The 12,061-nt window shown below is 68.6% G+C and carries 12 protein-coding genes; 4 read left to right on the plus strand and 8 right to left on the minus strand.

Going from position 1 to position 12,061, the window contains the following annotated elements:
• Positions 1 to 271: 271 nt before the first annotated feature.
• Entirely contained in the window at positions 272 to 1,444 is a 1,173-nt protein-coding gene (tuf, locus tag ABZW18_RS15605) for an elongation factor Tu (protein ID WP_356187460.1), read from the minus strand.
• A 347-nt stretch (positions 1,445 to 1,791) separates the two neighbouring features.
• A complete protein-coding gene (locus tag ABZW18_RS15610) occupies positions 1,792 to 2,499 on the minus strand; it encodes a DNA alkylation repair protein (RefSeq protein ID WP_356187623.1) in 708 nt (235 codons plus the stop codon).
• A gap of 133 nt (positions 2,500 to 2,632) precedes the next feature.
• Between ABZW18_RS15610 and ABZW18_RS15615 the strand changes: the two genes are divergently transcribed.
• Positions 2,633 to 3,355: a TVP38/TMEM64 family protein gene (locus ABZW18_RS15615; protein WP_356187625.1), complete on the plus strand. Its 723-nt coding sequence runs from the start codon at positions 2,633 to 2,635 to the stop codon at positions 3,353 to 3,355.
• 148 nt (positions 3,356 to 3,503) lie between these two features.
• On the opposite strand, the gene ABZW18_RS15620 is transcribed toward ABZW18_RS15615, so the two are convergent.
• Both ABZW18_RS15620 and ABZW18_RS15625 read right to left on the minus strand, forming a co-directional pair.
• Entirely contained in the window at positions 3,504 to 4,232 is a 729-nt protein-coding gene (locus ABZW18_RS15620; RefSeq protein WP_356187463.1) for an SRPBCC domain-containing protein, read from the minus strand.
• Positions 4,233 to 4,525: 293 nt separating this feature from the next.
• A complete protein-coding gene (locus ABZW18_RS15625) occupies positions 4,526 to 5,185 on the minus strand; it encodes a helix-turn-helix domain-containing protein (protein ID WP_356187466.1) in 660 nt (219 codons plus the stop codon).
• Between the two features lie 402 nt (positions 5,186 to 5,587).
• On the opposite strand from ABZW18_RS15625, the gene ABZW18_RS15630 reads away from it, so the two are divergent.
• On the plus strand, positions 5,588 to 6,463 hold the full coding sequence (locus ABZW18_RS15630) for an undecaprenyl-diphosphate phosphatase (RefSeq protein WP_356187469.1): 876 nt from the start codon (positions 5,588 to 5,590) through the stop codon (positions 6,461 to 6,463).
• A 3-nt stretch (positions 6,464 to 6,466) separates the two neighbouring features.
• Here the strand turns inward: ABZW18_RS15630 and ABZW18_RS15635 are convergent, their stop codons facing one another.
• The 3 genes from ABZW18_RS15635 to ABZW18_RS15645 form a co-directional block, all read right to left on the minus strand.
• Positions 6,467 to 7,609 carry a CapA family protein gene (locus tag ABZW18_RS15635; protein WP_356187471.1) on the minus strand — a complete coding sequence of 381 codons (1,143 nt, stop codon included), beginning with the start codon at positions 7,607 to 7,609 and terminating at the stop codon, positions 6,467 to 6,469.
• Positions 7,610 to 7,712: 103 nt separating this feature from the next.
• Positions 7,713 to 8,342: a flavin reductase family protein gene (locus tag ABZW18_RS15640; protein WP_356187474.1), complete on the minus strand. Its 630-nt coding sequence runs from the start codon at positions 8,340 to 8,342 to the stop codon at positions 7,713 to 7,715.
• Positions 8,343 to 8,483: 141 nt separating this feature from the next.
• Positions 8,484 to 9,668 carry a zinc-dependent alcohol dehydrogenase gene (locus ABZW18_RS15645; protein WP_356187477.1) on the minus strand — a complete coding sequence of 395 codons (1,185 nt, stop codon included), beginning with the start codon at positions 9,666 to 9,668 and terminating at the stop codon, positions 8,484 to 8,486.
• 273 nt (positions 9,669 to 9,941) lie between these two features.
• On the opposite strand from ABZW18_RS15645, the gene ABZW18_RS15650 reads away from it, so the two are divergent.
• Together ABZW18_RS15650 and ABZW18_RS15655 are read left to right on the plus strand one after the other, a co-directional pair.
• The gene (locus ABZW18_RS15650) at positions 9,942 to 10,166 is read left to right on the plus strand and encodes a DUF6480 family protein (RefSeq protein ID WP_356187480.1); all 225 of its coding nucleotides are present in this window, start codon (positions 9,942 to 9,944) and stop codon (positions 10,164 to 10,166) included.
• Positions 10,167 to 10,356: 190 nt separating this feature from the next.
• Positions 10,357 to 10,683 (plus strand): plasmid stabilization protein, encoded by a 327-nt coding sequence (locus ABZW18_RS15655; protein WP_356187483.1) that lies wholly within the window; start codon positions 10,357 to 10,359, stop codon positions 10,681 to 10,683.
• A gap of 99 nt (positions 10,684 to 10,782) precedes the next feature.
• Here ABZW18_RS15655 and ABZW18_RS15660 read toward each other — a convergent pair whose 3' ends face one another.
• The gene (locus ABZW18_RS15660) at positions 10,783 to 11,631 is read right to left on the minus strand and encodes an SRPBCC family protein (RefSeq protein ID WP_356187485.1); all 849 of its coding nucleotides are present in this window, start codon (positions 11,629 to 11,631) and stop codon (positions 10,783 to 10,785) included.
• Between the last annotated feature and the right edge of the window lie 430 nt (positions 11,632 to 12,061).

Genomic DNA, 12,061 nt, shown 5'->3' on the forward strand with positions numbered 1-12,061 from the left:
CGAAGACCGCACATCCGGAGCCGGGGTGTTGGCGCACACGTGCTCCAACACCCCGACCTCGTCCCCTGGTCCTGCCTTTCGCACATCCCGCCGGCCGACCGCCAGGATGACCCCCCCGCCGGGCTCAGCGATCGCATCCGACCAGTTCCGCGCCCCTCATTGCGCTCGCTCATTGAGCACAATGAGGGGGCGCGGAGCCTGGATCCGATCAATCGATCCGAGCTTGACAAGCACCCGGTTTGACCGAAGTGCCATATGCGAACATGCGGGCCTAACCCGTAACAGCGACCACCGTTCCGGCGCCCACCGTGCGGCCGCCCTCCCGGATCGCGAAGCCGAGTCCCGCTTCGACCGGCACGTCCCGCCCCAGCTCGACCGTCATCGTGACGGTGTCACCGGGACGCGCGACCGCCACTTCGCCGAGGTCGATGTCACCGACCACATCCGCCGTACGGATGTAGAACTGCGGCCGGTAGCCGGTGGCGACGGGCGTGGTGCGCCCGCCCTCGGCGGAGGACAGTACGTACACCCGTGCCGTGAAGCGCCGCCGTGGCACCACACTGCCGGGTGCGGCCACGACGTGCCCGCGCCGTACGGCGTCGCGCTGCACTCCACGCAGCAGGAGTGCGACGTTGTCGCCCGCCTCGGCGGACTCCATCGGCTTGCCGAAGGTCTCCAGACCGGTGACCACCGTCTCGACACCTGCTCCGAGCACCTCCACCCGGTCGCCGACCCGTACGGCGCCGCGCTCGACTGCGCCGGTGACGACGGTCCCGCGCCCGGTGATGGTGAGGACGTTCTCCACGGGCAGGAGGAACGGCGCGTCGGTGTAGCGCACCGGCATCGGTACGTACGTGTCGACGGCGTCGAGCAGCGCCTCGATCGCGCCGGTCCAGCGCGGGTCGCCGTCCAGGGCCCGCAGGCCCGACACCCGTACGACCGGCAGGGTGTCGCCCGCGTATCCGTGCGCGGAGAGCAGCTCGCGGACCTCGAGTTCGACGAGATCCGTCAGCTCCGGGTCGCCCGCGTCGGCCTTGTTGAGGGCGACGACGATGTGGTCGACACCGACCTGCCGGGCCAGCAGCACATGTTCGGCGGTCTGCGGCATCACACCGTCGAGCGCGGAGACGACGAGGATCGCACCGTCCAGCTGGGCCGCGCCGGTGACCATGTTCTTGACGTAGTCGGCGTGACCGGGCATGTCGACATGCGCGTAGTGCCGGGTGTCGGTCTCGTACTCGACGTGCGCGATGTTGATCGTGATCCCGCGCGCCGCCTCCTCGGGCGCCCGGTCGATCCGGTCGAACGGTACGAACGCGCCCCAGCCGCGCGAGCTGAGGACCTTGGTGATGGCGGCGGTCAGGGTGGTCTTGCCGTGGTCGACGTGGCCCATGGTGCCGATGTTGAGGTGCGGCTTGGTGCGCACGTATGCCTGCTTGGACATGGTTTCTTCCTCGGGAGTCCGCTGCGTCGCGTCAACAGCGGGTGATGTGGGGACCCCTGGGCCTGACCGACCCTCCCCCTGTGGGGTCCGCCGGACGATCCGGGAAGGGTCAGCTTCGAGCGCCGCCGACAGTCGCTGCGGCAGCTGCCGCATCGGCTGCTACGGCTACGGCTGCGGCTGCTACGGCTGCGGCTGCGGCGATGTCCGAGGAAACGGCAGCCTTCGGCGCGTCCGCGACTGCGGACGGGAGCGCGAGGAAGGCGTGCCGGAACATGAGCCCATCATTGCGGCCCGGCAACCGACGAGTCCAACGGTTTTGTACGCAGCCGCAGTTCAGGAGCCCGGCATCAGAGGTTCTTCAGTGCCTCGCGGACGGAGAGCGGGGCGAGCCGGTCGCGGGCGGATTCGACGAAGGAGCGGACGGCCTCGGGGTCGGTCTTCGCGTACTCGCGCAGCGCCCAGCCGATGGCCTTCCGGATGAAGAAATCCGGGTGCCCGGCCCGGCGCAGGCAGTAGGAGAAAAGCCGGTCGGCGTCCGTGGCGCCTTTGAAGCGCAGTTGGTGCAGCAGGGCGGTGCGGGCGATCCACAGATCGTCGTCGGCGATCCACTCGTCCATCGCCGAGGTGAGCTTCGGATCGGCGGCCACGAGCGGGCCGACCACATGCGCTGCGAGCGCGTCCACGGTGTCCCACCAGGATTTGGTGGCCACCAGGTGGCGGGCCACGGGCAGGAACCCGGACGAGCAGCGCACCGCGTGGCGGCGCAGATAGTCGACCGCGAAGTAGTGGTACTCACGCTCGGGAAGCTCCCAGCAGCGCAGCGCGATGGCGGCGCAGTCCGCCTCGGCGGGGCGCGGAGTGCCGGCGAGGACCCTACGGGACAGGCCACGGCGCTCGGCCGTCCGGATACCGAGGAAGGGGGCGATGCCCTTCATATAGGCGGCGGCCTCCGCGGCTCGTACCGGATCGGCGGCCCGCGGGTAAGCGGAGGTGAGCCGCCGCAGCACGGTCCCCGCGACGTCGCTCTCGATGATCTCGCGGCCCTCGGCCCCCATCCTCTCCGGCCGGGGCTCGGTCGCCCGCTCCGGCTCGGCCTCCGGCTCCCCCACCGGCTCCGGCTCCGGTGAGATCGGTCGCATGAGCCCAACATTACGGCGATCGGACACCTACGTCGGCTACTCTCCCCGGATGCTCGACCCCGCCCCGCAGCCCGCGCCCGTGCCCGCGTCCCCGGGCCTCACCGCGCGCTGCACCCAGGCGCTGCTGTCCCCGTGGTCCCGGCTCGCCCTGCTCGTCGTCCTGCTCGCCGGAGCCGGGACAACCGTGGCGCTGTTCGAGCCGCAGCGACTGCTCGCCGAGGGCCGGCCTCCGCAGGTCCCGGGCGGTACGGCTGTGGTGCTCTTCGCCGTGGCCTACGGGCTGTGTACGGCGGCGCTGGTGCCGCGGCCCATCCTGAATCTCGCTGCGGGAGCGCTGTTCGGCTCCCAGTTCGGACTCGCCGCGGCCATCGCGGGCACGGTGCTCGGCGCGGGGGTCGCCTTCGGCCTCGGGCGGCTGCTCGGTCAGGACGCGCTACGGCCGTTGCTGCGCGGGCGCTGGTCGGCCGCGGCGGACCGGCAGCTCAGCAGGCACGGTTTCCGTTCGATGCTGGCGGTGCGGCTCTTCCCGGGTGTTCCGTTCGCCGCGGCCAACTACTGCGCCGCCGTGTCACGCATGGGCTGGATGCCGTTCCTGCTTGCCACGGGCCTCGGGTGCGTGCCGAACACCGCCGCGTACACCCTCGCGGGCAGCCAGGCGTCGGCTCCGACCTCGCCGACGTTCCTGATCGCCATGGGTTTCATCGCCGTGACGGGGCTCGCCGGCCTGGTCGTCGCCTGGCGCAAGCGCGGTCGGCTGCGCGAGGGCAGCTGACCGTCGGCTGACCGGCAGAGCAACCCTCAGGGTCGCACTGCCGAGGCGGCGCCTTTCGTCGCCACCTCCACAGGCCGGCTGTCGCATTTCGACGGAGAGTCCGCTCTCTGCAACGGACGGCCGCGGTGTCCGGGACAGAGCAGCACGCTCAGGCGAACAGACGGTTGAGCCAGTCCTGCCAGACGCGCTCGGTCTGCTTCTGATCGGCGTCAGTGCCGAATTGGTGCACGGAGATGCCGACCGGTGCGCCGAAGGCGTTCCTGCCGAAGAAGCGGTAGAGGGCGTCGTCGGTGCGCAGTCCGATGAAGTAGGCGTTGCGGTAGTCGACGACGGCGTCCACCGGGGCGAGTCCCGGGAGTTCGACGCGTACGGTGGCGCCTTCCGACACGTCGTCGGCGAGTCCGAGCCCGCGCCGGACCACCTCGAAGGCGCCGTCCCGGTTGGAGGCGGCGGGGCCTTCGGCCGCGGCGTACGTCGCGGCGCGTCCCGGGAAGTGCTCCAGGTACTGCCGGAGGGTGTGCAGGTAGAAGTCGGTGTGCTTGTTGGCGCCGTCGTACTGGTTGTCCCAGTCCTCCACGAGGATGCCGCTGTGCACATAACGCACCCATGCACGGCCCCCTTCACGGGGTTCGATGACGTGATCCAGCTGATTGAGCGTCTGTTCGGACACTCCCTCCACGTTCTCGACGCGCCCGGTGAGGTGTCGCGGCGGGTCCCAGGCGGTCACGGTGCCACCGAACGGAGCGGCGCCGCCCTCCCTCGGCTCGTACTCCATCGGCCAGAGCCATCCCGCCGTGCCGGTGGTGATCGCCTCCCAGACCTGTTCGGGAGTCGCCTCGACCTCGAACTCGCGGATGATCTCGAATTCCTTCGACATGGTGCTTCCCTCTCTCGTACGGTTCGTGTCCGCTGGCACTTCTCCAGCGCCCGGCCGGCCGGTAGGTGAGGTAACGGACTCCGGTGCTGAACACCTGGGAGCCGGTGAGTGTGAGCGGCTTCCGGTCGAGCCCGTCCTGGAAGAGGCGCTTGCCAGCGCCGACGACGTGCGGCGCCGGACCGCTGCTTGAGCGCGGTGACCTCTGGCGCGAGGTTCCCGCTGAGCACCGTCGAGTTGTTCCACTCGGCCTTGCCGACGTCGTCGAGACGACGTACTCGGCGGTGTTGCCGACCTCATGACAGTTCCTCGGGGGCGGGTCGCTCGGGGGCCGGTTGCCCAGGGGCGATCGCGGCTTGCCGGGCCGCGGTGGCCTCGGCTTTGACGGAGGGGTGGACGGCGACGACGACACGGTGGTCCCGTCCACCCTCGGCCGACGCGTCGTGATACTTGCTGATCAGCGCGCCGACACCACGCGTCAGCTCCTCGATGAAGGCGGCCCGGTCGACCGCTGAGGCAAACCGCACCTCGCCGTCCAGCGCGTACGTCGCGAGCGGCTTACGGGCCTTCGCGGCTCCGGTGACGAGGGTGCCGACATCGCGCACCAGGCGGGCGGCGAGCGCGAGCAGCCAGCGCGCCGAGAGCTGGTCCCGGGAGCGGCTGGGGTCGGGCTGCACAGCGGCCAGGGCGAGCGGCGAGATGACGTACGAAGCCGCCGTGGCCCGCATCAGCCGCTCGGTCATGTTGCCCTTCCTGCGCTCGCCGACCAGCTCGACCAGGCCATGCCGCTCCAGCGCCTTGAGGTGGTAGTTCACCTTCTGCCGGGGCAGGCCGACCCTGGCCGCCAGCATGGCGGCCGACGCCGGCTCGGCGAGCTCGGCGAGCAGCCGCACCCTGATCGGATCCAACGAGGCTTCGGCTGCCGCCGGGTCCTCGATCACTGTCACGTCCAACATGAATCCACCCTCCCACCGACAACTTTTTTTGTCCAGTCCTATTTACTTGTCGGTTGCTCCGCGCGGCCGAGCCCGGGGCCGGCTGGACACGGACTCCCTTCGACGCGCGGTGGCGGGAGCCGGAACCCGGCAGCCGCAGGCGCGGTGGGGCTGGTCGTCGGCCGCACTTCCGGGGGCGCTACGCTGCCTGACGTCCGGCGCGCGATCACCACTTGCCAGCGCTCCGCAAGCCACCCAGAGAATCTGACACGTCGTCAGCCAAGTCAGCAGAGGTCAGCATGAGTACGGCCACAACTCCATCCACATGACCGAACGTGCACCTCGCCAGGCAGTTCATACCCGGCGTCCGACCCGCGAGTTCGCCGGTCGGACCATGACCGTCACTTGGATGGCGTAGCTTTCATGTCTTGGTTCGAATCATTCGTCCTCGGCCTCGTCCAGGGGCTGACCGAGTTCCTGCCGATCTCCTCCAGTGCGCACCTGCGGCTGACCGCGGCGTTCGCGGACTGGCACGACCCGGGAGCGGCCTTCACGGCGATCACCCAGATCGGCACGGAGACCGCCGTGCTGATCTACTTCCGCAAGGACATCGCGCGGATCATCTCCGCCTGGGCAAGGTCTCTGTTCAACAAGGAGATGCGCGGTGACCACGACGCCCAGCTGGGCTGGCTGGTGATCGTCGGTTCGATTCCGATCGGTGTGCTGGGCGTGACGCTCAAGGACCAGATCGAGGGCCCGTTCCGCGATCTGCGGCTGATCGCCACCACGCTGATCGTCATGGGCATCGTGCTCGGTGTCGCCGACCGGCTGGCCGCCCGGGACGAGACCGGCGCCAGGCACCGCGCGATGCGGGAGCGCAAGACGCTGGCCGAGCTGGGTGTGCGCGACGGTCTGATCTACGGCGTCTGCCAGGCCATGGCGCTGATCCCCGGCGTCTCCCGGTCGGGCGCGACGATCAGCGGCGGTCTGCTGATGGGCTACACCCGGGAGGCGGCCGCCCGCTACTCCTTCCTGCTGGCGATCCCGGCGGTGCTGGCCTCCGGGGCGTACGAGCTCAAGGACGCGGGTTCGGCGGGACACATCTCCTGGGGACCGACGATCTTCGCGACCATCATCGCCTTCGTCGTGGGCTACGCGGTCATCGCATGGTTCATGAAGTACATCTCGACCAAGAGCTTCATGCCGTTCGTGATCTACCGGATCCTGCTGGGCATCCTGCTCTTCGTGCTGATCGGCGCGGGTGTGCTGAGCCCGCATGCGGCCGAGTCCGCGGGCTGACCGTCACTTCCCCTCCGTCAGGCCGTCCTGCGCCGCACCCCGGCTCAGGACGGCTTCGCGTACCCGGTCCCGTACATCGGGGAACCGTTTCTCCGTAGCGGTGACCACCCGGAACGGCGGGCCGGTGTCCGAGTGGCCGACCAGGAACTCCGCCTTGGACACCGTCCAGCGGTCCCCCTTCGGGGCGAAGGTGAAGCGCGCCATCGAGCCGTCGTTGCCCCGGTACAGGCCCGGCACGAAGCTCGCCACCTGGTCTCCGAGCCCGTACACCACCCAGGTGCCGTTGACCTTCTCGTACGGCTGCGGCACATGGTTGTGCGTGCCGATGAGCAGATCGATGTCGGGATGCCCGCCGGTGCGGGCCGCGGTGAGCCTTCGGGCGAGGTCCAGCTGCTGCGCGTCGGGTGCCTGCTGCCACTCGGTGCCCCAGTGCAGGCTGACCAGCACCACATCCGCCCCGGCTCGGCGAGCGGCGCGGGCGTCGGCTGTCACGCGGTCCGGATCGAGGAGGTTCACCGCCCACGGCTTGCCCTCGGGCAGTGGCACGCCGTTGGTGCCGTACGTGTACGCGAGGTGGGCGACGTCCGCACCACCGGCACGCATCCGGGCGGGACGTACGGCCTCCGCGGCGCTGCGGGCCGAGCCGGCGTGCCGCACACCCGCCGCGTCGAGCGCGTCGAGGGTGCGTCCCAGGCCTGCGGCACCGGCGTCGAGGGTGTGGTTCGAGGCGGTCGAGCAGCTGTCGTAGCCGGTGGTACGCAGCGCGCGGGCCACCTCCGGCGGGGACTGGAACATCGGATAGCCGGTGAACGGCCCCTCCGGCGGCCCGTACGGCGTCTCCATATGACATATCGCCAGGTCGGCCCGTTCAACGACGGGTCTGATCCCGGCGAGGATGCGGCTGAAGTCGTATCCGGAGCCGCCCGCGTCGTTCCGCGCCTGCCTGATGATCGAGGGGTAGGGGATCACATCGCCGGTGGCCACGACCGTGAAGGGCCGCACGTCGGCCCCGTCGGCACGCGCGGCCTCTTGAGTGCCGGACGGCGGCGCGGACCCCCGCTGTATCGCGCCCTGAGCCGAGCAGGCCGCGACCGCGCCGAGTATCAGCCCGCTGACCACCAGTTTCGTCCGCCGTGCGATCCGCATGTCCGTCTCCGTCGCCTCGGTACACCTCTTCGCAGCGTGTACCGAGGCCCGGAGAGCCGCCTGCCGGGAGGGCTCGCGACTGGGCCGACGGGAGTAACGGCTTTCAGCCGGACGCGCCGCCGGTGGTTCCGTCCTCCCAGTCGGCGTAGCGGATGCGGGAGATCTCCCGTACGTCACCGAGCGCGCCCCACTCGTCCTTCCCGAGCCTGCTGAGCGGGCGCAGCTTCGTCACCTCGGGGTGCCCGTCGACGAGCACGGCATCGGAGACGACCGCGTGCAGGACCCGGCCGAAGACCACGGTGGAGTCGCCGAGGCACAGCGTGCTGTGCAGCTCGCACTCCAAGGCCACGGGTGAGGCGGCGACCCGCGGCGGCTTGACCCGCAGACTCGGCTCCGGGTCGACTCCGACCGCTTCGAACTCGCTGACATCGGGCGGGAAGTCCGTCGCCGTGGCATTGATCTGTTCGAAAAGCTGCTCGGGTGCGAGGTTGACCACGAATTCGCCGGTGTCCTCGATATTGCGCAGGGAGTCCTTCCGGCCGACGGATGTGAACTGCACGATCGGCGGTGCGACGCAGGAGATCGAGAAGAACGAGTGCGGGGCGAGGTTCGCCGAGTCACCGGATGGGCCGACCGTCGACACCCAGGCGATGGGGCGCGGGACCACCACCGCGGTCAGCAGCCGGTAGAACTCGTTGCGGGACACGGCAGCGGGATCGAAGTCAGTGCGCATGGTGAGCAGTATCCAGGTGCGCGGCAGCGGAGCTTACGGAGGAGCCAGGGGCACCGGTACCGCGAGCATCGGACCGGCCGGTGCGTCGGTGTGCAGGTGTGGCGCGCGAAGCGGATTCGGTCTCCGTCGCGGCAGAGCTGATCAGGGCGTCAGAACGGTTTTGATCATGCCGTCCTGTTTGGCCTGGAAGGTCTTGTAGGCCTGGGGGCCTTCTTCGAGGGGCAGAGTGTGCGTGGCGAAGCCATCCACACCAAGGACATCCTCGTCATCGAGAAGCGGCAGGATGTCGTCGACCCACCGTTTGACGTTGGCCTGGCCCATGCGCAGCTGGATCTGTTTATCGAACAGGGTGAGCATCGGCACGGGGTCGACGGCTCCTCCGTAGACCCCGATGAGGGAGATCGTGCCGCCGCGACGGACGGCGTCGACAGCCGTGTTGAAAGCCGCCATGCTGTCCACCCCGGCCCGGCCCATCACCTTCTCGCCGAGCGCGTCGGGCAGCAGGCCGGCGAACTGCTGGGCCGCCTTGGCCAGCGAAGCGCCGTGCGCTTCCATGCCGACCGCCTCGACCACGGCGTCGGAGCCGCGCCCGTCGGTAAGGTGGCGGATTTCCTCGCCGACGTCCTTGCCGTGCTCCTTCAGATCGATGGTGTGCACGCCCCGGCCGCGTGCCCGGGCGAGACGTTCCGGGACGAGGTCGACACCGATCACCTTGCTTGCCCCCTGGTGCAGGGCGATACGGGCGGCCATGTCGCCGATCGGGCCGAGGCCCAGCACCGTGACGCTTCCGCCCGGCGGGATGTCGGCGTAGGTGACGGACTGCCAGGCGGTGGGCAGGACGTCGGAGAGGTAGACGAACCGCTGGTCCGGCGGGCCGTGTGGAACCTTGACGGGCAGCGTGTTGCTGAATGGCACCCGAAGAAACTCGGCCTGTCCGCCGGGCACCTGGCCGTAGAGCTTGGAGAATCCGAACAGGGAGGCGCCCATTCCACGGTCCTTGACCTGCGTGGTTTCGCACTGCGAATGGAGGCCCTGGCCGCACATCCAGCAGGTACCGCAGGAGACGTTGAACGGGACGACCACCCGGTCCCCGACCGATACCGCCGTGACCTCGGGGCCGATCTCCTCGACGATACCCATCGGCTCGTGACCAAGGATGTCGCCGGGATCGAGATAGGGGCCGAGCACCTCGTACAGGTGCAGGTCCGAGCCGCAGATTCCCGTGGAGGTGATGCGCACGATGATGTCGGTCGGGTCGGTGATCGTCGGGTCGGGAACCGTATCAACCCGCACATCACGCTTTCCGTGCCAGGTCAAGGCCTTCATCGTCGCTCCTTACGCGTACGTTCCCCAGGGGCGAGCCGCGCAGGAGGCGAGTCCCGGCGGGCCCGATTTCCACGATGCGGCAGTCGGCGGCTGCGCGCAGAGCGGAGGGCCGACGGCAGTGGCTGCTCCCGGCCGAGTGCCGGTGCCGGAGCCGTTGAGCTCAGGATGACGGCGAAGCCGCGGGTCGAGGGTCAATCCCTGCAGACCGGATGCGATATCCGATTTTTTCGTGTTTCGAGGTGTGAACTCACGACGGTTACGTACTCGGCAGTTATGAACGACAAGTATCCGGAGCCGGGGTTCCCTCCCCGGCCGGGCGTCGAGTCCGGTGGCGTCCCTCCCGGCGAGACGCCACCCGCCGAGGGCGGGCTCTCGGGCACAGGACCCCGGGAAACGTACAACCCGGCCAAGGGCTGGACCAAAGGCCCGCTCACCATTCTGATGATCGTGGTCGTACTCTTCGCCGTCTGCCTCATCGTGGGCTGGTTCACCCGCTGAGTCGGCCTCCGTTTTGTACGGAGAGCATGACGACTGTGTACGGAGCGAATCAGACGGAGCCACCTCGTTAGAGCGAGCGAATCGGGGGGACCCGAGCCGTAGAGCGGATGGCACGTCCTGACTGACTCGGACCACCCGCTCAGTGGGACGGACAGGAAGAGAACACGGAAGACGAGGAAGGCTCGAAGCGATGCCCGCAGGTTCCAGCCGTAAGCGTGAACGACAGTACGAACACATCAAGGAAGGCGCGGAGAAGCGCGGAGCGTCCACCGGGCGGGCCAAGGAAATCGCCTCCCGCACGGTGAACAAGGAACGCGCACGCTCAGGAGAGGCCAAGTCGGCCAGCAAGACATCGACCCGTGACAAGAAGTCCGCGCCTCAGCGGGGCGGCGAACACTCCCACAGCGGCGCCAAGGGCCCCACGCGTGACCAGCTCTACAACGAGGCCAAACAGCGCGGCGTCGAAGGCCGCTCCAACATGAACAAGGAGCAACTGGCCAAGGCCCTCGGTCGCTGAACGACCACGCATCGCCCGCCCCGTCTCGTAGGACCAGGGCGGGCGGCACGGTGGCGGTGACCACCGCACGAGAGATCAAGGACTACCAGACTTGGGGGCCTATTCCTTGTCGTAGTCCTCTTCCGATTCTTCGTCCTCGAGGCCTTCTTCGTGGCTGCGAACGACTTCGCCATCACGGATCTCGCCGCGCCAGCCCTCCACCTCCTCGTCGGTCAGCGTTACGTAGCGCTGGAAGTGCTTGAGGTCCAAGCGGAGTCGGCGGCCCTGAGCCCGCCAGAGGTTGCCTGTCTTCTCGAAGAAGCCGGAAGGGTAGTACTCGATCACGGCGACGACGCGTGTCAGGTCCGGGGTCAGCTCGTGAAAACTGATGGCGCCCTGGGTGGAGGCCTGGGCCCCTTCGGACGTCCAGACAATACGCTCATCGGGCACCTGCTCCTGCACGGTTGCCTTCCAACTGCGGTTGGAAAAGGCGACTTTGAGCTTCCAGTCCGATTCGATCTCGTCCGACATCTTGACGCTGGTCACGCCTTTGGTGAAGGAGCTGAACTCCTCGAACTGTGTCCAGTGGTCGTAGACGGTACGCAGCGGCAGACCGATGTCGATCACTTCGACAATGTTGGTGACCTTTGTGTCGCCGGATTTCCTTTCGCCTCCGCCGAAGGAATCCTTGACGCCGCCGACGACCTTGTCCTTGGCTCCTTTGGCCTTCTCCGCCAGAAGAGCCTTCATGGGCGATTCTCCGCCCAGGACACCCTTGCCGATGCCCAGCGCTCCTCCGCCGCCGTCACTGTCATTGAGTCGGTCGGCAAGACCCGTCAGTTTGCCACCGGCCGAGCCCACCAGTCGCTGGGCTCGCGCTCCGACATAGTTGCCCAGTTCTCCACGCAATTGGTCGAGCGGGGAATTTCCTCCGTCCTTGAAGTCGTCGTCCCGCTTCGTCTTCGCCATGGCAGGTCACCTCCGCCTTCCGCTTCGCGCGGTCCTCGCCGCAGTCTTCTTGGCCGCTGTCTTCTTGCCAGTGGCCCTCTCCGCGGGCGCCTTATGTGCTGCTGCCTTCTTCGCCGAAGTCTTCTTCGCCGAGGTCTTCTTGGGGGCGCTCCCCCTTGGCCGTGATTGCCTCGGGGGCTCCGGCTCTTCGTCCTTTTCTGCTGCTTCCTCCTCGCCCTCTTCGGCCTCTTCGGCCTCTTCTGCTTCAGCCTCGTCCTCCTCTTCTTGCTCACTCGTCCGGGCGTCTTGCAGGGCGCGCGTGCGCGGCCGTACGGCGCCGGTCAGGGAGGCCACACACCGCGGCTCGCCACGGCGGACAACACCGAACGCCCCGATTCCAGCTCACCGGCCGGGGAGCGTCGTTAGCGCAGTTTCCATCCCGGAAATCGCC

This window comes from Streptomyces sp. NPDC004647, from assembly GCF_040609575.1.
GTDB lineage: Bacteria > Actinomycetota > Actinomycetes > Streptomycetales > Streptomycetaceae > Streptomyces.